Genomic DNA, 19803 nt, shown 5'->3' on the forward strand with positions numbered 1-19803 from the left:
GTTTAATTAGATTATACGATTAAATTATATTGAATAGCATTTTCAAAAATATAATTATTTAAGCCTATTTAGATTTTGAAAGGTAGTTGAATTTCCTATGATTCGTGAAGCTGAAAGAACAGATAAGGAGCAAATTTCCGAATTATATCGAATGTTAGTACCGAACAGTAAAAAAAGAAATGTTCTTGAAGAACAAATTGATCAAATTAGAAAGGACCCAAACAATTTTTTACTTGTTTTCGATGAAGGGGGAGAAATTTTAGGGACGCTAACAATGAATATTTGTCTTCAAGCATTACATGGATATAGTCCTTATGCAGTAATAGAGAACATTATTGTTCATGAGAATCATAGAAATAAAAAAATTGGACAAAAACTTTTACAATACGCTGAGGAATATTGCAAATCAATAGATTGCCATAGGATTATGTTACTAAGTAACTCGAAACGCCATAGTGCACACAAGTTTTTCGAGAGAGAAGGATACGACGGTAATGTAAGTAGAGGATTCAAAAAATATTTAAAATGACTTTGGCTAATTTTATTTATTCATCAAAAGGGTTTATGGTAGAGCCTTATGCAGCACCAACTAGTAATTAATCTTGTTGAGCTAAAGGAGAAGTTTAGCATAAGAAGGAATTTGTGGCTAATAACAAGAATACTATTACCAAACTGTACGATAACTAGCTGCCAACATTGTTAGGCAGCTCTATTTATAAAATTATAGAAGTTTTTAAACTTAGGAGAGGATATATCTAACAATGCAGGTACTTATATATATTTTATTTGGTATGATTTTGTCATATGCCTTAATGTTTCTTGGGAATTTCGGTATGGTCCTATTAGGTGGAGGTGCCTTTGGTTTACTACTGTATATTTCTTTGAACATTAATAAGAGAAATAACTGAAGTATATGGATCATGGTTATCTATCAAAGATTTCCGAACCTTCTTCTTGAAGTAAAGGGTTAGGTTAACACAATTAAACGATTGATGACATAGATAGAGAGGTTAAATCTGAATGATACATCAAATGGGGTTATATGGTGAGTATTTCAATTCTATTAAAGACGGTAAGAAAACAGTTGAAGTACGCTTATATGATGAAAAAAGAAGAAAAATTAGGGTTGGAGACACGATTGAATTTATAAAGGTTCCTGAACAAGATGAAACAATAAAAGTACAAGTAACTAACCTAAAAATATACGATATATTTCAAGCGATGTATGAGGATATTCCGTTTCAAGATTTTGATTGTGAAGGTTGGACCTTGGAAGAAATGATAGAAGGAACATATGAAATTTACTCTCCTGAACAAGAGAAAGAATGGGGAACGTTAGCAATTACAATAAAATATTAAAGCCTTATAGTGTTTTCTATTGTTACTGGATGTTCGAGTGATGATGATAAAGGAGTCGAACTTGTTATTTCTCAATTCACTGATTTTGGTTTAATCGCATACAAAGATTTAAAAGATCCAACAGCAGAAAATCCTTCTTATAATATTCAACTAAATGATGATACTGATATATACATTAATGATTCAAAAGGGAACATAGATGATTTAAAAATAAATCAAATCATTCTGATTAAGCTAGAAGATGGAATTTTGGATGATTCAACAGAGACAGCCGTTGAACTTAACATTGTTGAGTGAGTCTGAAAAGTTGAAAATTCTTATTCAACTATTGAACTAGAGCGTGCGGTTTTTAAATAACAAAGGATCGGCTTTTTATTCAAGTAACGAGGAAGGATAGTTAAAGAAGATGGCGAATTTTAACTTATATAGTATTACAAAAATTACTAATGAGGATTAACAGATGGAAAAAATTAATGAAATCATTGATATTCTAATTAATAAAGATTTGATAATAAACGATGGTTTAGAATTGAAGGGGTTAGAAAGTGGCACAACTGATGGTGTATTATATACTCTCCTTTATAATAAAATACCAACCTATGTGATAAAAATAGATAACCCTTTGATTATAACTGCAACTCAGGATTTTCTTGTTGAATACAATGATGTAAGGTTGTTGCCAGATGTTCTTTTTACAGACAATGAAAAAGAATTTATTGTCTACTCTTATATATTTGGGGAGACCCACTATAATCGAGGTTCTAAAAGGGAATGGATGACAATTTTAATAAAAGAACTTTTCAATAAATACAAAAAGGTGGATAAAGACACACCTTGGGGTAGAATCAATGGAATCCATAGAAATACTTGGTCAGATTTTAACCAAAGTAGTTTGGAGTCTGCTCAAAAGAATATAGGAGAATTCCTTCCAAGTGAGGATCATAAAAGAGTAGAGTTTTTGGTAAATAAATTGAAAACCTTTCATAATCAAGAAGAAAAGTATTATTTACATGGAGATACTGGTGTACATAATTTTGTATATTTGGACAACCAAGTAAAAGGAGTTATTGACCCTTCACCATTAATCGGACCGAAAATTTACGATTTTACTTATGCATTTTGTTCTTCGCCTGATAGTCTAAATTTAAGCACGCTATTTTCATTGTTTTCGTTGTGGAACAATCAGGCTTCTATTACAAAGGAACGGCTATTGGATGAAGTTCTTTTTCAGTTATATACACGTATTGGAGTATGTATTAAAGTTCATCCGCACGACCTAAATGGTTATATGGAAGCCTGGAAAGAATGGAGGGAATATCTCCCCTCTAACTAAATAGTGTTTCTTCTTGAAGGGTGCGTTTCTACAACAAGTGGAGACGCGTTTTTACTAACGGAGCAGTATAGTGAAACAAGAATGAAAATACAACAAACTCTCAAGTTTGTTGAGAATTAGGGGAGTAGGGGATTTTGCATGATACATGAAATTTTAGATAATCAAACAAAGTTACAAATAGAAGTATTGGGTGAGATTAGTACAATGTTAGAAACTATTGAAATTGAATTCTGGTTGCGAGGCGGATGGGCAATTGATTTTCTACTTGGAAAGATTTCTCGCCCACATAACGATATTGATTTAGTAACATGGATAGATAACAGAGAACAGTTAGAAAATCAACTATTAAGAGCAGGTTTTGAGCAGATACCCGTTAAAGAGGAATTTCGTAATAGGCAGTCTGATTTCCGTAAGGGGAATGTAGAAGTCACATATAGTTATATAACCCAAACCGTTGACGGAAACCTAATTATGAACGGATTACCTGAATGGATATGGCGAACAGATTCCTTGATATCTCAAAGTATAGTCTTGCATGGGATTTCAGCAAAGGTCTTAAATCCAAAACAGCTTTTGGAAGAGAAAGAAGTATATGAACAAATTGGTCGCCCATACCGACAAAAGGATGCAGAAAGCAAAAAGATATTGTACAGTATAATATCCGAGCTTAAATAGATTGAAGAGTGTTACTTTAAGTAACAGGTGCGATGATCCAAGAAGGATTTTTTGCACCTTCTACTTGAAGTAAAGGGAGTTTAGTTTAAGAAAAATCAACATAGGGGGAGAATGATGAACTTAGAGCGGTTTGAACAGCATATTAAAAAACTTTTTGATGAAAAATTATTAGAAGAACTTGAGGATGATTACGGTTTTACTAATAAGTCGAATAATTTGATTTCAACAATTGGATATTCAACAAATTTATCAATCGAAACTATTGAAAAAGCTGCGGAAAACAATGTTGATTTGATGGTTACTCATCATGATGCCTGGGATTTTATTTATGGATTAAGAGAGGAATGCCTTAAGAAATTACAAGAGCATAATATTAGTCACTTCTGGATACACGGTCCTCTAGACTTTAGCGAATTTGGCACCTGTACTTCTCTTATGAAAGTTGTTGGTATAGATAACATTATTAAATACTCGGTTTATGACAATGGGGATGTTCCTGGGATAGGAGAATTTAGCGATCCTATTGATTATAATCTTCTTATTCAAAAAATGAGAGAGGAGTTAGATGAGCCAGTTAGAGCTTGGAGGAATAATGATAAGAAAGTAAAGAAGGTTGGAATGTTAACAGGTGCAGGGCATTCTACAAACCATATAAAAATGGCAGTTGAAGAAGGTTGTGATACCTATATAACAGGAGAAGCAACCTTATACACTATTCAATATGCTCAATTTGTGGGGATTAACCTTTTGGTTGGCAGTCATACTTTTACAGAAATATTCGGTGTAGAAAGTCTCGCAAATAAACTCCAGAAGCTAGATAAAGACATTAAACTTGTTAAGTTAAAGGAAGAGCATTTTGAGTTCAATCATAAATGATGTTTATGTTTTTCCGATTATGTGAAGAATACCACTTAATAAAACGGGTGCGAGTGTTCAATGAGTACAGTTTTTCTTGTGCTAAAGGTAAGGATTGTTGAAGAATAACTAATTTATAATGAAGTCCAACAAATGAAAAAAGTATAGGGAGGGTAGTTCTTATGAGAAAAACTAAAATACTTCCTTGGAATGAAGAGTGGACAAAGTTATATAGTCTCGAAGAGGAATTATTAAAAGAAATATTGAAAGATGAAGTAGTTGAAATTTTTCATATTGGAAGTACCTCGGTACCAGCAATAGGCTATGCAAAACCAATAATTGATATTTTAGTTGTTGTTAAGAATATTGGAGAAGTTGATTTATACAATCAGGAATTGCAGGGATTGGGGTATGAACCTAAAGATGAGAATGGAATTCCAGGAAGAAGGTACTTTCCGAAGGGAAAAGAAAATAGAACCCATCACTTACATATATTTCAGAGTGGTAATACAAATATAGAAACACATTTGGATTTTAAAGAATATTTAATTAAGCACCCAGAAGATGCTAAAAGGTTTGGAGATATAAAAATTGAATTGTCAAAAAAATTCCCTGAAAATCATTATAAGTATCAAGCTGAAAAACAAGAATTCGTTAATGAATTAGTCACAAGGGCAAAAAAATGGGCTGTAAAAAGAAATTCTTATTAAAGTAACGGGGGCATTCCTTCAATAAGAAGTGCTTTTTTTTATGTCAGTTAAAAGGAAATTAATGTTAAACTAAAGAAGCAGATTAGTTAAATAACGATGTGTTATAATAAATGGATATATTTGCTATTTTAGGAGGGGATTTAAGTGGAAAACAACACACTATTAGAAAAAATATTAGAAGCTGTAAAGTCAGATATTAGCCCGAAAGCGTTTAACACTTGGTTTAAAAGTACAAGCCTTGAAGTAAAAGGAGATAACAATTTAATAATTTATGTAGCAAATGAATTTGCTTCAGATTGGGTTAGGAAGAATTATTTTAAATTACTACAGACTACTGCTGAAAACCTATTAAAAAAGAAAGTTGAAGTAATCATTACCTCTAAAAATAATGAGGAAGCCTCCGACACAATCGCTTCTTTACTTTAATAAATTGAAATAACGATACTTTAATAGTGGTATCGTTTTTTTCTTATTCAATTACCATGAAAATAAACTTCTGTGATATCGGAAAAAAGCAATACTAAAAAAGACGCAGCTCATTCAATTTTTTTAAAAGGGAGAGCGCCGATCTTGAGTTCATTTATAGATAGTTGACTATAGGGGTGCGATTCTTCCAGAAGGAGATTGCACCTTTTTTATTGAACTAAAGGTAAGGTTAGTGGAAGAACAGTTTTACAATAAAAGGAATCAATTAAAAACTCTTGATATATTATTTTACCAACTAGATTAAGGGGGAATTCTGTGAAGAGCATAATAAATATAATGATAATTATAGTGTTTTCTATTGTTACTGGATGTTCGAGTGATGATGATAAAGGAGTCGAACTTGTTATTTCTCAATTCACTGATTTTGGTTTAATCGGATACAAAGATTTAAAAGATCCAACAGCAGAAAATCCTTCTTATAATATTCAACTAAATGATGATACTGATATATACATTAATGATTCAAAAGGGAACATAGATGATTTAAAAATAAATCAAATCATTCTGATTAAGCTAGAAGATGGAATTTTGGATGATTCAACAGAGACAGCCGTTGAACTTAACATTGTTGAGTGAGTCTGAAAAGTTGAAAATTCTTATTCAACTATTGAACTAGTGCGTGCGGTTTTTAAATAACAAAGGATCGGCTTTTTATTCAAGTAACGAAGAAGGTTTGTTGAAGAAGGAATTTAGTCAGTAGCATAAAACCAAAGTTAAGATTGGGGAAAATAGAATGAACGTGTATTGTAAAGGAATTATAAATCAGATGGATATGGCAGTTGATTCGGTACTAAAGCTGATAAATACTATAACCGAAGAAGACTTGGACATCAAACCTACGGAAGAAAAATGGTCAATTGGTGAGCTGCTCGTACACATGTCGGTTATATGCAAAGCAGATTTCCTAATTGGTTTGGGGGCATCGGAGGAGGAACTGGACCTTTATTATGAAGAGACAGAACCAACAGCGAATCTAAAGTCTATAACTTCAACACTTATAGACAATTATGCTTTTTTCAGAGACGGTGTAGCCGGACTTGATGATGCAGAGTTATTGCGAGAAACTACTTCCTTTTTTGGGGCTGTCCATTCGCGGTACGAGTGGTTGCTTGATACTCAGGCGCATTTTTACCATCATCGAGGTCAGCTGCATTCCATGATCGTTCACATTCTTAAGCTGGAACCTAACGTACAGCTATTTGAATGATATACAGTTATTTTTTGTAGAACTTCTAACTAACGGGCAGTATTGTTTAAGAGATTAGAGAAAAGAGGTGACTTTACTTTGAAGTATTGGCTCTTATTTTTTGGAGTTATTATTACTATTATATTTGGTGGAGGATTTTTAATTCGATTGGTGAGAGATAGCGAATTTTTTATTGCCGAGTGTATTGGTGGAATTATTGGTATTATTATTTTGTTAATAGGGTTATTTAAAAAGGGTTCAATGAAGCCTGATAATTTCTTATGAAAGTAACGGGGGCGATTGCTAAACAAGAGCAGTCGCTTCTTTCGCTAACGGGAGTTTAGTGGAAAATGAAGGGGAATTCTTTACGGTTGTCGAAATATGTTTTTAGAAAAAAATGAGTTTTATCAGGGAGGATAATATGGGGTATATAGAAGGTTTACGCAAAGTAGCAGGAAACCAACCATTAATTTTAGTAGGAGTTGCAGTAGCTGTTATAAATGAAAAAGGTGAATTCTTATTACAAAAACGCAGTGACGGACTTTGGGGAGTTCCAGGTGGATTTATGGAATTAGGTGAATCTACGGAAGAAGCAGGAAGAAGAGAAGTATTTGAGGAAACTGGCATTGAAGTAGGTAAACTTGACTTAGTGGGAGTTTTTTCAGGAAAACAGTATTTTGTTAAATTACCAAACGGGGATGAATTCTATCCTGTTACAGTTGCATATATTACAAAAGAAATAAAAGGTGGATTTCTTAAGGCAGACGGTCAAGAAACTACGGATGTAAAGTTTTTTAAAGCTAATGAGTTACCAGAAGGACTAAATCCTTTAATAAAAAACCTCATTAACCAATATTCCCTGTCATTTTCACAATAATTAATAACAAGACTGTGAAGAAGTCTACTTAAAGTAAAAGGAGCGATTGCTAAATAACAGCAGTCGCTATTTTACTATCGGAGCAGGATACTAAAGAAAATACAAACAAATTAAGAAAGGGGGATTAAAATGAAGTTATTAGGGGCTTTTTTTGCTTGGGTATTTATTTTGTTTATAGAAATTATGTGGTTATTGATTGAGTCATCAGATGCTAAAAGCGAGGTGATTTACGTTATCATAGTTATAACCTTAGTTGTAGGTGCTACGGGACTTAACATTTTCAGTAAAAACTCTAAGTAAAAAACTAAACTATTCAATAATCTTGATTATTCCTATAACAGAAGCCAGTATTCTTATTGCGTTAACGGGGGCTTTAGTTGAAGAAAGAGTCACTTTTCAAACAGCGAATTTCTTATGGATTTAAATCCCTATAAGAGAATGAATGAACCATAATGGATAAAACCCGTTATGGTTTTTTGCTGCAATTCGCAAGTGAATTCGCTACATAAATCACATGACTACAATATATATTTCATTGTTGTTTTGAAAAGGTATACGAATTAAGGTGTGAAAACACCGTAAAAATGAATCAAACGTTATTATATCAACAAAAAAGAGCATACGAAATTTGTTGCGAATTCGTATGCTAAAAATATTGTTTTTTCTTAGTTTGCACTCCAAAACTGAACTACTTATTCCAATAACTATACACCTTTTGATAATATTGTGAGCGGTCAGCACGAAGATGGTTTGGGTTACCATGCTCATTATCAAGAAGAAAAGAAAGAGTTATAGATTCTGCTCGTTGTACTTCTTGTATTGTTCTATAGGGAGACTTGTTTAAGAAGTTGCTCCTCTTCCAATTACTCAGTAAAGAATGGACAGTTACTGAAAAATGCTCCATAAGGAGCATCAATAACTTGCGAATTCCTATCTAAACACCGAGTTAACTACTTGTATTAATTTATTTTTAGCTTTAGGGTCTCCCATGTGGTTTTGAAATCTAAAGCAAACAGAATACTCAAGACCATCATAAACAAAGTCAATTTGATAACCATTTGAAAGTTTATGGACGTATGCCTCTTCACCATTTTTAATTTTCACTTTATCAGACCCTTGATTTATAGGGCTAACGTTTTTATTTTTGAGTTGAGATGCTTTAAGTTTTAGTGTGCTTTCGTTACTCACATACTCTATAGTAATCTTATCATCGATGATGTTGCTTTTCACATGAGTAATATCATATGGGAAATAGGAAGGAACAAGGACTGTCTTATTATATTTGCTTCTGTAGGTTTTTGTTGCTCTAAGTTCGTTCATAAAGGGGTTAGCAGCATCAGATACTACTGTGATGTTAGAGACTTTATTATTGGTTAAGGTTACTTCCCAAATAAATGCGATTCTTGTAATACCTTCATCACTATTCTCTAATTTTTCTTCTTTAAAGTGCCCAATTAAGACCATTGTATCTTTTTTAGAGGAAGGCAATCCTTTTATTCTTGAGATAGGAGTATCTTCCCTAATATCTGGGATTGTGACATTTGGTAATACCAGTGTCGTCAATTTTTCTTGATCTCTATGGACGATTGCATCAATAAATTGAATTCTGACAAGATCACTGTAAATCTCTTCTGCTTCTGAATTCATAGGGAACAGAACTGTAACTATTAATAACAAGCTTAATAACATATGCAATTTTATTTTCATGTTTAATCACCCATATATATCATTTACAATTGAATATATAGTTATGTGATTATGGAAAATTACAACAAAATAAGGATGGATTGTTAAATTCTTAGGTACTGTATTAAACACAATTATGGACAAGATTGAAAAGTAAGAATGTCAGACAAGAAAAGACCATTGGGAATACCTCTAGTGAGAGGTAGAGAGGTTTCCTTCTACTCGACTTGTCCATTAAGGGTTGTCGCTCTTACTTCTACTAACGAGTAGAAGAGATAAATTAAAAACTGTAAAGGGGAATAATCTTTAAACATTTTTTAATCTTTATTGTCACTATCTTAGGATTTCTCATGTCTAGCTGTAATGATACTACAAATAATAGCAATACGGCTGTTTTAGCTACTACGGAAATTCAAGAAACAGTTAAAGAAGCATTTAGGTTTGAAGATATTGAATTAATTGAATCGGATAAGAAGTCTAAGACCTTTGATTATTCCATAACAGAAGAAATAAACTACAAATTTGATGGAGGGACAGTTTACGTATTCTATGGATTTGAAAGTAAAAACGACATTAAAAAGAAGATTGAATCTACTTTTAACGGGTTCTCTTTTCGGAGGGAAAACTTGTTTTATATTACTGAATTGACATTAAATCGCAGCTAATTTAACATAGCAAATCATACAAAAAAAAGCAGGCATGACCTGCTCTTTTAGTTATTCAACAAAATATCTTTTAGTTTTTGAACATCTTCTTCATCTAATGTTCCTAAAGCATTCTTTTCTCTGTCAAGTATCGTTGCTGATGCATCGCCTTGATTAAACCATATAAAATATTCAAATAATCTCTCTGGCATATTTTTGTCAAACGTGAAAAATAAAGTAGCTTTCACATCTTCCTTTCGAGCCATTTCAGCCTTCACGTTCTGTTCCCACTCAATTCTTGCAATTATTTCTCTTAAAGTTTTAATCTTTGCTTCTTCTGTAATTATCTTTTCATTGTCACTGTTTTCACCAGTGAATAATTGAACATCAACTCTAGTTAGTTGCTCCAAATCAAACTCTTTAGGGACTTCATCTGAACATCCAATAAGTGATGTTGGGAAGATGGTAAATAAAAACAAAATGACAAGAATTTTCTTCATTCAAAAGACCTCCCGTATAATTTTACTTTTAGAAGAGAACATAGAAGTTGATGATAAGGTAAAAGCAGTTCTTAACTCAATTTAACGAATAGGGGCTTACTTAAAGAAGATTTGATGCTTGGGAGTCCAAATATCCAAGCAATTCTAGTAATGCTACTACTAGAACTGATTAAGGTACTAAAATCACTCTGATTTTGGTAGGTTATTCCCTATTGTTTTACATTTCCCCTCAGTATTCGTAAATCTCTATGTGTTACCAATTCTTTAACGTATAATAAACCTCCGTTTGAGTTAATAAAGGGAAGAGTGTCGCCCTTCACTCTTAAGAAGTTATATCTATCATGCTACCTTTTTGATTAACAACCATCTCCGTAAAACCTTCACGATTTAACATTTTGAAAATGATATAAGAACTTTGATAGCAGTTCTTAGCCTCTTCTAATGACCTGTTTAATTTTTCTAGCGCCATGCCCTTTTGAAAATATAGTTGTCCTAACACGCTCATATCCTCAGTCTTTACGGAGTGAATTATGCCTTCACTTGCGTAATATAAACTTTGTTCAAACTGTTGATTCATATAATACGTTTTTGAGAGGTTATACAGAAGTTTTAAGAGAAACTTAGGTTGTTGTCGCAAAAAATCTTTCTGGTCAAGAAGTTCATGATAGTGTGATAGGCTTGTCACATATTCACCGTTTTCGGCGTAAATGATCGCAATACTATTTTGTATCTTAAAATCCTCTAAGCCTCTTCCGTATAAAGGATGAGTAAGATCTTGTAAGGATTGAAGCTGATGGATGCATTCTCTCCAATTCATGGCACCTGTATGATAACTAGATATAAGATGAACCCATGAAATAAACTGACTAAATTGGTAGCCCCTGTTCATGTTTTGTTTACGTTCAAAAGAAGTAATAGATAGAATCTCCTTATACTCTTTTAATTTTAAACGTTCGTTAATATAATCAATTGTTTCGTTAATATATAGCTCCGATTCATTGAGGAGTATCGTAATAAAATAATCTAATCCTACCTTTAGGCGAAGGGATAATGAATACAAGATGTCTATGCTCGGATATACTTTGCCAGCCTCAATTCCAGATATAGTTGGTTGCGTACAGATCCCATCAGCGAGCTGTTGTTGCGAGTACCCGTATTTTTTTCTAAGTCGTTTGATCTCTTCACCTAATAAAACTGCATTCACTGTTAACCCTCCACAAAATATAAGATATTTTATAAATCCGACCCTTATTAAAAGATTTGAATGATAATTCAAGTTAAAGAGCGTATACAGGCTAAAATAAAATCCTAATCCTATTATGACATGTATTACAATAAAGAATAAATAAAAACTGATTATTTCAAAAAGTAGTGAAAGATAGAGAGGACATAAAAATGATTCTTATAATCCATAGTCTACTAACTGTATTAGAACGGATACAGAAATGAAAAAGATACTCTTTTCGGTTGTTGTCATATTTAGTTTGTATTTATTAGTACCACTACATGACTATCATGTAGAACTCATCCATGCAATACCATACAACGATGTTAGGATTGTCCGTTCTATTGAATTAGAAGAAGGTTCAAATGTCGTTCTATTTGAGGACAAGACAACCCGTTCATTTGGAATAGTCAAAATTGAAACAAAATTTGGCTTTTTATATAAATGGGATTTCGGAATAGCAGATTCTAGAGTAGATGAAGGAGAACCTTTTCATGCTAGTGGTTTAGTTGCTGGCGATGAGTTGATATTAGCGGTAAAAACAGCACAACATTCTCGTATCGTGAACATTGTACTTAGTCCCGATTCAGGTATTGAGGGAAGAATTAATGAATACGAACTCTCTCTTGCTGAAAGTAAACCGGAACATGAGAACTATAAACAAGAAATAAAGAATGGTTATGCGTTGTATGTGCTAAATGGTCAAGATTTGATTATGGGAAGCGCAACTATAACAGCTTTTGATCAAAAAGGCCATTTAGTTGTAAAGGAATCTATAGGTGGGGATGTAGACTTTATAGATATAAGAGAAATATTACAATAGTACTAGAGTTGATAAAATGAAGGTTATTCGGAATGGGACTTGGGACCAAGTATGCTAACCGCGAGCGTAATCAACTTAGTTATTTAATGCTAAGAATCTCGATTATGAATGAAGGGAAATAAAAGATAAGAAGATTGTAGTGTTATTAATTAAACGGAGCAGGTTAATTAAAGACGAAACCCTTAACCAGATTAAAACGTAAAATTTTCATATGTATTTATTATGTAAGGGGGAGAATTATGAAATCTGTATATAGCAATCTCTTATATGCTCTGGTGTTGTTCGGGACAATATGTTTAATGGCATACATTGATTTAAGAACAGAACTTATTGCGAAACAAGACTATCGAGTATGGAAATGGATTGTCATTAAATCAGTTTTGTATATACCTGTTGGATTTATCCTTGCTTTTCCTCATTTTTTCCAACAGCTTAAAAATAGCGGAGTTTGGAAGATAGATTATATAAAATTATTATTACTGGCTTTGCCTGCATCATATCTTACGTTTTACCTTCCAGTTCATTTCCTTAGTCCACTAAACACGATAAATGTCCCTTGGTTCATTGTCTCTGGGATAGAGTTATACAAATTAGGTGGAACGATTTTAGGATATGTTGTCTTAACTAGTCTCTATAAAACTGAGCATAATAATGGCTTATTCAACTAAGGTAAGATTAGTTGAATAAGCCATATAGATAAAAGGGGATGAACCATGATGAAGAGAATGGCAGTAAAAGTCCCAATACTTTTTCTGGTGTTAATGATAGGGTGGTGGAATGGAATACCAGATTCAACAGGAATCATTTATAGCATTAGTGAAGATAGTATTCTAGTTATAAGTGGAATTGAAAGAGAGGATATCTCATCTGAAGAATGGTTTGAAAATAATAAACCAGCAACTGATTACCGAATCACAGAAGATACTAAAATCGTTTTAAGGAGTGGAAAGGAAGGCTTATTAACTAGATTAAAAGTTGGTCAAAAAGTAAAGGTGTGGAATAGCGGTTACGTTCAAGAGTCCTATCCTTCTCAGTCAACAGCAAAAAAAATAAGAGTGATAAGATAAACTGTAAAAAGTTGTTTATGATAAAGCTTAGATGAATAAGTTTATCAACCAATGTCCTTAAAGGGTGCGAATGCTCAACAAAGGACAATGGTTCTTGTGCTACCCCTTTAGTATAAGAAGGATAGAAATAAAGATATATCAGATTTTTAATAATGAAAATGGTTGTCTACTTAAATAAGGGGGTGTTAAGACTGAAGAAAGTCACTCTATCTATTATATCCGTAGTTATGATGTTGGGACTAATCGCTTGTTCTATCCAAAATGACGAAGTGGATAATAATGACCAGAAAGTTGCTAATAAAAACGAACAAGAGACTAACGTTGAAAAGGATGTAAGGGATGTGGTTTGGGCACAGTTGTCCTCAGTAGATAAAGAAAGGATCGCTGGTTCTTGGGAAGATGGAAAGGTGTCTAAAGTTACCTTGAACGAAAATATGATGAGACAAGTCAAGGAACAAACCTACGAAGGAAAAGAAGTGTATGTCATTGACTTTCCTACAAAATCCATATCTAAGCCCCACAATATATTGGTGTATGCAGATGTAAACACATTGAAGTTCATAGGATATGGTCTGGTAGATTAAGTTGGATATTAATAAATATTCTTAATCATAAATAGAGAAAAGGTTTTGTTTAGTGTAGTTCCTTGGAGGCTAAAATATGAATTTAAAATCACGACTTTCTCATTTAAAAAATGAAAATTTGCACCATCTTCGTTTCAAAGATTTAGAATGCTTAATTGATGAAATGTTAGATAATATAGGGGCAATTGACCCTGAATTAAGAGACACCCTCATATATCCAACTTTTATTAAGATTATAGACCAAGGGGGATTGACTAAGGAGCAACATCAATACATATTGAACCACTGCTTAGATGACCAACACTTATTATATAAAATCGGAGAAAAGAACACAGACTCCGTTTTTACACGTTCTTTTTCTTCTTTAGTAATCGCCGGATTATTGTCAAAAGATCGCCAAATAGGGGATTTCTCTCATGAGTGTATCAAGAATGTCTATCAAAAAACTGAATGGTATCTAAAGAATGAGCAAGATACCAGAGGTTTTGTAGAGGAGAAAGGTTGGGCTCACAGCATAGCACACGGAGCAGATTTATTAGTGTCTGTTGTTCGACATCCAAAATCTACAGAGAGTTGCTCATTGGAAGTTCTCAATATCATCAGTAATTGCTTACTTAAAGATGCAACGTATATAGATGATGAAGATGAACGCTTAATTTTTGTAATAGAAGCTCTTATTGAACGAAATTTAGATGAAAAAATGCTGAATGAATGGATTATCCAACTTCTGAATCAACTCGAATGGATTAAAGAACAAGAGAGTACCTCCAATCGCTATTATCGTACTAAATTCAATATCTCCAATTTCCTAAAGGCGCTTTATTTCAGAATGGGGTTCAAAGAAATAGGGTCAGGTGTAAGGGATGTAATTAACGATGAACTAAAGGTACTTCATGAAAAGGTGTATGGTCCATTTTAATCATGCTGTCGATTAGGAGCGGAATAACTGTGAATTTCAACTGGACTGTGGTTAAGAATGTATTTAGAGAGGCTTGCTTTGTTTTAGACTCTCTAAAATTTTGAGGTTAAAATTAAGGGGAATAAATTAATGAAATCAGATTTAGAATTGATAAAAGTCATTTCACTTGTTGTTATAGCAATCAGTACATCAATAATTGCATTATGGGTAAGTCAGATTCCCGATTTATTGGGAATTATTAATGATAATCTTCTAGGAATTAATACTAGTTTATTTGATTATTTTAATAGGGAATAGTGGAACTTAGATTGTTGATAGGTTTTTTCTAAAGGGAAAGATTTGTTTAACAGGGAATATATACAGTAGGTGAAAAAACAAGAAGAAGTTAGCTTAGGAATTGAGTATTATTGGTCTAAAGATAGGAGGACATAAATGAAAAAGAAATGGTATTTAATCATTGTTGTTGTAATAATAGTCTTTTTGTCTATTAAATATTTTAATGACCATAGAGAAAAAGGTTTAGATGATGTAATTAGCTACGATATATCTAATTTCGAATCTTTATCATTTAATGAAGGCACAGAACGGTTTGAATGGAAAACTGACAAAAAGGAACACGCTGAAGAGTTTAAAGATTTTTTAAATCAATATCGAGTAAAAAGGATGAAAGATTCCGAGTGGAATAGCGATGTTTCACAGGAAGAAGGATTTATAGTTAATATCTACTCAAAAGGTAAACAGATACCGATAACTGCTTCTATTTATGAGAAACGTGTACATTTCTTTAATGAAGGTAATTATTACAAGGTTATCAATGAACAAATTGATATTGAATGGGTCAAAAATTATATTACAGAACACTCACATTAAGAAAATAACGTTAGTTCGTTTATTATTGTTCTTCAGCGAACGGGTGCTAATCTTTAAGAAGGAGATTAACTCCTTTTTATTGAAGGAAAGGGAAGGTTTGTTCAAGTAGATCGTCATCTAGGCGGTCTTTTTTTATTCTTTTCAGAATATAGGAGTTCCTATTTGGAATATTATGTTAAAATTGTAAAAACTAAATTTTTTTAAAATGAGGGTTAATCATGATAAAGCTTATGGATGGGGGAATTGGATTGTCCACTGAAATTCTTAAACAAAACAAAAATAGCTGGGATGAAGTAGCACATCACTTTAATGGAAAGGGTGCATTACCTAGTTATGGTCCTTATGCACAAACCGAAGACGAGTTATTACTTTTTGATGAAATAAAAAATAAAAAAGTTGTTGAAATTGGTTGTGGAAGTGGTCATTCATTGAAATATATGGCAGATAAAGGTGCCAGAGAACTTTGGGGAATTGACTTATCAGAGGCCCAAATTAAAGTAGCAAAGGATACTGTTAATGATGTAAAAGCTAATTTATTCTGTGCACCAATGGAAGATGACATCGGAATACCAAAGCAATATTTTGACGTGGTTTATTCTATAAATGCTATTGGATGGACTACAAATCTTGCTGCAACTTTTGGGCTCATTTATTCATATCTAAAGCCTGGTGGGTACTTTATATTTAGCTGGGATCACCCTCTCTATGCTCATTTGAAAAGTCAGAATGGTCAAATCTACCTTCATGGGTCTTATCAAAATGAAGGAGTTATTAAATATCCTAACTTTAAGGGAGAAGATGCACCCGTTGTAATTCCTAAAAGAAAGATGGCAACCTACATAAATGAGCTCATAAGAGCAGGGTTTACAATAGAGTCTGTCATTGAAAGTGATGTTTCAACTGGAATAGATACAGAAGGTGAAGAGGTTTCTGACCGTTATTATTCTCTATACAAGGCTAGGAAATTTCCTACTACTATGATTATCAAAGCTATTAAAAAATGAATTTTTCATCTTGAGCTAACGAAGAAGGTCTGTAACACAAGTAATTTATGTGCCGAAGACGCAAAAAAGACACTCATACAGAACTGTAAGTGGAAGAAAGAACAAAAAAATGGGGGATAAAAATGAAGGTATCAATACTAACGAGTGGTTTTCCAAATGGATTCACAGATGATTTCGTTAATTGCATAAAGGAAAACTATTCTAATGATGGGTCGTTTCTTTTTATTGCATCTGATTTTTCGGGACATTCTAAAACAGATAGATATTCAGATGCAATTTTAAATATGTTTAAGGATAAAGGAATTGTATTTAATGAATTCCTAATCATTGATGATAGAATAACCACTGAGAAGGCAGTGCAGTGTATAAAGAAGGCAGATGTTATTTGGCTTTCAGGGGGAGATACACTCAAACAGATTGCATATTTAAAAGAATATAACCTAATTCCATTTTTACAAAGAAGAGAAGGTGTAACCATTGGAATGAGTGCAGGTTCTATAAATATGGCTAAAAGAGTTGTACTGGCAAGGGATATAAATAACAATATACCAGAGTTAGGTATATATGATGGCATTGGGCTTGTAGATATTAACATCGAACCACACTTAAACTCTGCAATAGAAGAGCATATAGAAGAAATTCATGAAGCATCACAGTTTGCTACAATTTACGGACTTTATGATAACTCATTCATTAAGATTGTCGATAATAAGATTGAGATGTTTGGAGATTGTTATAAATTCGAAGATAAGCAAGTAGCCCAAACGATTGATTACTCCCACTAACGAAGCGTTAATTCTAGAAGGGATCAACGCTACTTTTATAGAATTTTTTGAACTAAAGGTAATTTTTTTTAAATAAGAATAGAAGTGAAAATTCCCTTTACATATATTGTAAACATCTGTAAAATTAGAACAAATTAACAAATGCAATGAAGAGAAGAGTAAATAAACCGTATTCTTTCCAGAGAGCTCCGTTTGCTGAAAAGGAGTAAGAATAGGTTATTGAACCAAGGCTCTGAGCATCACATTGGAACCAATTGGGTATGGTGTGGCGGGTGCTCCCGTTATAGGGCTAAGGTATAAAATTGTACCTGAAAAGATTAATATGGCGACATATTAATAAACTGGGGTGGCACCACGAAGATAAAATCTCGTCCTCAAGGCTTCATAGTCTTGGGGGTGGGATTTTTTATTTACTCTTTTTTAGAAAGATCTATGTCTTAACTTGCTGCCATTGGGGGGAGAGCATTGAATTTAAAGAAAATAATAGCGCCGTGGAAATATCCATCAATATTATTAGTCGGAATTGGTGTCTCGAATATCGGTGAGTGGATATATTTTATTGCTCTTAATCTAATTGTATTCGACATGACAGGTTCACCCTTAGCAGTTTCTGGATTATATATCATTAAACCTTTAGCTACTTTATGTACTAACTTTTGGGCAGGAAGTTTGATAGACCGTCTCAACAAACGAAAGCTTATGGTTTTACTTGATATAGTCAGGGCTTTATTTATAGCTTTATTGCCATTTTTTTCAACAATAACTCCAATCTATTTAATCGTATTTATAATCAACATTGCGAGTTCAATGTTTGGTCCAACATCTATGACTTATATAACAAAATTAATACCACAAGGACAACGAAAACAATTTAATTCACTCTATAGTCTAATTACATCTGGTGCATTTTTAATAGGTCCAGCAGTAGCAGGAATGTTATTTTTAATTGGAAATCCGATATTTGCAATCTATACTAATGCGATTGCTCTATTCATATCAGGTGTAATCACATTAGTCATGCCAGATATTGAGAAATATTCAACTGTCTCTTCTGCAAATGAAAGAATATCATTTAAAGTAATTAAAAAAGATTTGTCATTGGTATTTGAGTATAGCCGACGGAACAGATATATTATGACCATTTACTTATTGTTTAGTAGTGTTATGGTCATAATGGCAAGTGCTGTGGATTCCCTTGAAGCAGCTTTTGCTAAAGAAGTGCTTTTTTTGACAAACAGTGAGTATGGTTTTTTAGTAACTATTGCTGGAGCAGGTATTGTTTTTGGTGCCTTAATTAACTCTTTAATTGTAAAGAAAATTCACACCTCTGCTTTAATAGGTTTCGGAACTGTCTTGGTTTCAATAGGCTATATTATATATTCTTTTTCAAGTTTATTTACAGTTGCGGCCATAGGGTTTTTTACTCTTGCCTTTTTTATAGCTTTTGCTAATACAGGGTTTCTCACTTTCTATCAGGAAAATATACCAGTGGATGTGATGGGAAGAATTGGAAGTGTTTTTAGTTTAATTCAAGCTGTTTTAGTTATTATAGCTACCAGTATTATGGGGATTGCTGCACATCTAGCTTCCATTCAAATGGTTGTTATTGCAGGTGTTCTTGTCATGGCGAGCTTATCTATTGCATTATGTGTGATTTCCTTATTACCATCGAGGAGTCATTTCTTTCAATCTGAACTTATTGCTAAGGGCACATAGTATATTAATAGAAAGGTGGATACTTTTGTTAAATGCTTATTGGAGGAACTTCATATATATCTTTGAACATAAATTGAATGTACTTATTGAATGTTGGAAGGAAGGATTATATATACAAGGTATTATTCATGACTTTTCAAAGTTTTCACCAAAAGAGTTTTGCCCCTATGCTAAGAAATTTTTTTTAGGTAGAGAACTAAGTGTCGAAGAAGAAATGAAATGGAAGTACGCTTGGCTTCATCACCAACATAAAAATAAACATCATTGGGAGTATTGGGTTGTAGATCCGAAAAACAAAAAAGCCCTACCTATGCCCAGAAAATACCTCCTAGAAATGGTCTGTGATTGGCGATCATTTTCAAGGAAGTGGGGAAGGAAGGTTGAAAATTCAACCTTGGACCTTTCCGAGAAGATTGTATTACACCCTGATACAAAAATAGAATTGCAATTTATTATGAAAAGGGTAAGAGAAAAGAGTGAAAAGTAAATTTTGCTTTAT

Annotated in this window: 28 protein-coding genes and 1 other annotated feature; of the genes, 25 read left to right on the plus strand and 3 right to left on the minus strand. The window is 32.9% G+C overall.

Annotated features, from left to right (window positions below; translation table 11 throughout):
• Positions 1 to 97 precede the first annotated feature (97 nt).
• The 13 genes from M1D60_RS08895 (at position 98) to M1D60_RS08955 (ending at position 7781) form a co-directional block, all read left to right on the plus strand.
• Positions 98 to 529, plus strand: a complete 432-nt coding sequence (locus M1D60_RS08895; protein WP_456278803.1) for a GNAT family N-acetyltransferase — start codon at positions 98 to 100, stop codon at positions 527 to 529.
• A gap of 491 nt (positions 530 to 1020) precedes the next feature.
• On the plus strand, positions 1021 to 1359 hold the full coding sequence (locus M1D60_RS08900; protein ID WP_456278804.1) for an ASCH domain-containing protein: 339 nt from the start codon (positions 1021 to 1023) through the stop codon (positions 1357 to 1359).
• Positions 1360 to 1368: 9 nt separating this feature from the next.
• The gene (locus M1D60_RS08905; protein ID WP_456278805.1) at positions 1369 to 1656 is read left to right on the plus strand and encodes a hypothetical protein; all 288 of its coding nucleotides are present in this window, start codon (positions 1369 to 1371) and stop codon (positions 1654 to 1656) included.
• Between the two features lie 163 nt (positions 1657 to 1819).
• On the plus strand, positions 1820 to 2692 hold the full coding sequence (locus M1D60_RS08910) for a phosphotransferase (RefSeq protein ID WP_456278806.1): 873 nt from the start codon (positions 1820 to 1822) through the stop codon (positions 2690 to 2692).
• A 138-nt stretch (positions 2693 to 2830) separates the two neighbouring features.
• Positions 2831 to 3367: a nucleotidyltransferase domain-containing protein gene (locus tag M1D60_RS08915; RefSeq protein ID WP_456278807.1), complete on the plus strand. Its 537-nt coding sequence runs from the start codon at positions 2831 to 2833 to the stop codon at positions 3365 to 3367.
• Positions 3368 to 3481: 114 nt separating this feature from the next.
• Positions 3482 to 4243: a Nif3-like dinuclear metal center hexameric protein gene (locus M1D60_RS08920; protein ID WP_456279397.1), complete on the plus strand. Its 762-nt coding sequence runs from the start codon at positions 3482 to 3484 to the stop codon at positions 4241 to 4243.
• Positions 4244 to 4404: 161 nt separating this feature from the next.
• On the plus strand, positions 4405 to 4932 hold the full coding sequence (locus M1D60_RS08925; RefSeq protein WP_456278808.1) for a GrpB family protein: 528 nt from the start codon (positions 4405 to 4407) through the stop codon (positions 4930 to 4932).
• Between the two features lie 144 nt (positions 4933 to 5076).
• Positions 5077 to 5358, plus strand: a complete 282-nt coding sequence (locus tag M1D60_RS08930; protein WP_456278809.1) for a DnaA N-terminal domain-containing protein — start codon at positions 5077 to 5079, stop codon at positions 5356 to 5358.
• 336 nt (positions 5359 to 5694) lie between these two features.
• Positions 5695 to 5994 carry a hypothetical protein gene (locus M1D60_RS08935; protein WP_456278810.1) on the plus strand — a complete coding sequence of 100 codons (300 nt, stop codon included), beginning with the start codon at positions 5695 to 5697 and terminating at the stop codon, positions 5992 to 5994.
• 157 nt (positions 5995 to 6151) lie between these two features.
• The gene (locus M1D60_RS08940; protein WP_456278811.1) at positions 6152 to 6625 is read left to right on the plus strand and encodes a DinB family protein; all 474 of its coding nucleotides are present in this window, start codon (positions 6152 to 6154) and stop codon (positions 6623 to 6625) included.
• Between the two features lie 78 nt (positions 6626 to 6703).
• Complete coding sequence (locus M1D60_RS08945) at positions 6704 to 6889, plus strand: hypothetical protein (protein WP_456278812.1); 186 nt, start codon at positions 6704 to 6706, stop codon at positions 6887 to 6889.
• Between the two features lie 136 nt (positions 6890 to 7025).
• A complete protein-coding gene (locus tag M1D60_RS08950; protein ID WP_456278813.1) occupies positions 7026 to 7481 on the plus strand; it encodes an NUDIX hydrolase in 456 nt (151 codons plus the stop codon).
• Positions 7482 to 7610: 129 nt separating this feature from the next.
• On the plus strand, positions 7611 to 7781 hold the full coding sequence (locus tag M1D60_RS08955; RefSeq protein ID WP_456278814.1) for a hypothetical protein: 171 nt from the start codon (positions 7611 to 7613) through the stop codon (positions 7779 to 7781).
• A 630-nt stretch (positions 7782 to 8411) separates the two neighbouring features.
• On the opposite strand, the gene M1D60_RS08960 is transcribed toward M1D60_RS08955, so the two are convergent.
• Positions 8412 to 9188, minus strand: coding sequence for a hypothetical protein (locus tag M1D60_RS08960; protein ID WP_456278815.1), 777 nt, complete (start codon positions 9186 to 9188; stop codon positions 8412 to 8414).
• Between the two features lie 329 nt (positions 9189 to 9517).
• Between M1D60_RS08960 and M1D60_RS08965 the strand changes: the two genes are divergently transcribed.
• Entirely contained in the window at positions 9518 to 9832 is a 315-nt protein-coding gene (locus M1D60_RS08965) for a hypothetical protein (protein ID WP_456278816.1), read from the plus strand.
• Between the two features lie 47 nt (positions 9833 to 9879).
• Here the strand turns inward: M1D60_RS08965 and M1D60_RS08970 are convergent, their stop codons facing one another.
• The gene (locus M1D60_RS08970) at positions 9880 to 10311 is read right to left on the minus strand and encodes a hypothetical protein (protein ID WP_456278817.1); all 432 of its coding nucleotides are present in this window, start codon (positions 10309 to 10311) and stop codon (positions 9880 to 9882) included.
• Between the two features lie 322 nt (positions 10312 to 10633).
• The gene (locus M1D60_RS08975; protein ID WP_456278818.1) at positions 10634 to 11515 is read right to left on the minus strand and encodes a helix-turn-helix domain-containing protein; all 882 of its coding nucleotides are present in this window, start codon (positions 11513 to 11515) and stop codon (positions 10634 to 10636) included.
• 241 nt (positions 11516 to 11756) lie between these two features.
• Here M1D60_RS08975 and M1D60_RS08980 point away from each other — a divergent pair, with 241 nt between their 5' ends.
• From M1D60_RS08980 to M1D60_RS09030, 11 genes are all read left to right on the plus strand, one after another.
• A complete protein-coding gene (locus M1D60_RS08980; RefSeq protein ID WP_456278819.1) occupies positions 11757 to 12359 on the plus strand; it encodes a hypothetical protein in 603 nt (200 codons plus the stop codon).
• Between the two features lie 239 nt (positions 12360 to 12598).
• Entirely contained in the window at positions 12599 to 13027 is a 429-nt protein-coding gene (locus M1D60_RS08985; RefSeq protein ID WP_456278820.1) for a hypothetical protein, read from the plus strand.
• Between the two features lie 45 nt (positions 13028 to 13072).
• Positions 13073 to 13426: a DUF3221 domain-containing protein gene (locus M1D60_RS08990; RefSeq protein WP_456278821.1), complete on the plus strand. Its 354-nt coding sequence runs from the start codon at positions 13073 to 13075 to the stop codon at positions 13424 to 13426.
• Between the two features lie 152 nt (positions 13427 to 13578).
• Positions 13579 to 14010 carry a hypothetical protein gene (locus M1D60_RS08995; RefSeq protein ID WP_456278822.1) on the plus strand — a complete coding sequence of 144 codons (432 nt, stop codon included), beginning with the start codon at positions 13579 to 13581 and terminating at the stop codon, positions 14008 to 14010.
• Between the two features lie 76 nt (positions 14011 to 14086).
• Positions 14087 to 14929 (plus strand): DUF2785 domain-containing protein, encoded by an 843-nt coding sequence (locus tag M1D60_RS09000; RefSeq protein ID WP_456278823.1) that lies wholly within the window; start codon positions 14087 to 14089, stop codon positions 14927 to 14929.
• Between the two features lie 129 nt (positions 14930 to 15058).
• The gene (locus tag M1D60_RS09005; RefSeq protein ID WP_456278824.1) at positions 15059 to 15226 is read left to right on the plus strand and encodes a hypothetical protein; all 168 of its coding nucleotides are present in this window, start codon (positions 15059 to 15061) and stop codon (positions 15224 to 15226) included.
• A 135-nt stretch (positions 15227 to 15361) separates the two neighbouring features.
• Entirely contained in the window at positions 15362 to 15799 is a 438-nt protein-coding gene (locus M1D60_RS09010) for a hypothetical protein (protein WP_456278825.1), read from the plus strand.
• A 218-nt stretch (positions 15800 to 16017) separates the two neighbouring features.
• Positions 16018 to 16803: a class I SAM-dependent methyltransferase gene (locus tag M1D60_RS09015; protein ID WP_456278826.1), complete on the plus strand. Its 786-nt coding sequence runs from the start codon at positions 16018 to 16020 to the stop codon at positions 16801 to 16803.
• A gap of 122 nt (positions 16804 to 16925) precedes the next feature.
• Entirely contained in the window at positions 16926 to 17588 is a 663-nt protein-coding gene (locus M1D60_RS09020) for a Type 1 glutamine amidotransferase-like domain-containing protein (protein ID WP_456278827.1), read from the plus strand.
• A gap of 137 nt (positions 17589 to 17725) precedes the next feature.
• Positions 17726 to 17967, plus strand: a binding site (T-box leader).
• An 86-nt stretch (positions 17968 to 18053) separates the two neighbouring features.
• A complete protein-coding gene (locus M1D60_RS09025; protein ID WP_456278828.1) occupies positions 18054 to 19304 on the plus strand; it encodes an MFS transporter in 1251 nt (416 codons plus the stop codon).
• 25 nt (positions 19305 to 19329) lie between these two features.
• On the plus strand, positions 19330 to 19791 hold the full coding sequence (locus M1D60_RS09030; protein ID WP_456278829.1) for a DUF5662 family protein: 462 nt from the start codon (positions 19330 to 19332) through the stop codon (positions 19789 to 19791).
• The last annotated feature ends 12 nt before the right edge of the window (positions 19792 to 19803 follow it).

This window comes from Bacillus sp. AK128 (genome assembly GCF_053903075.1).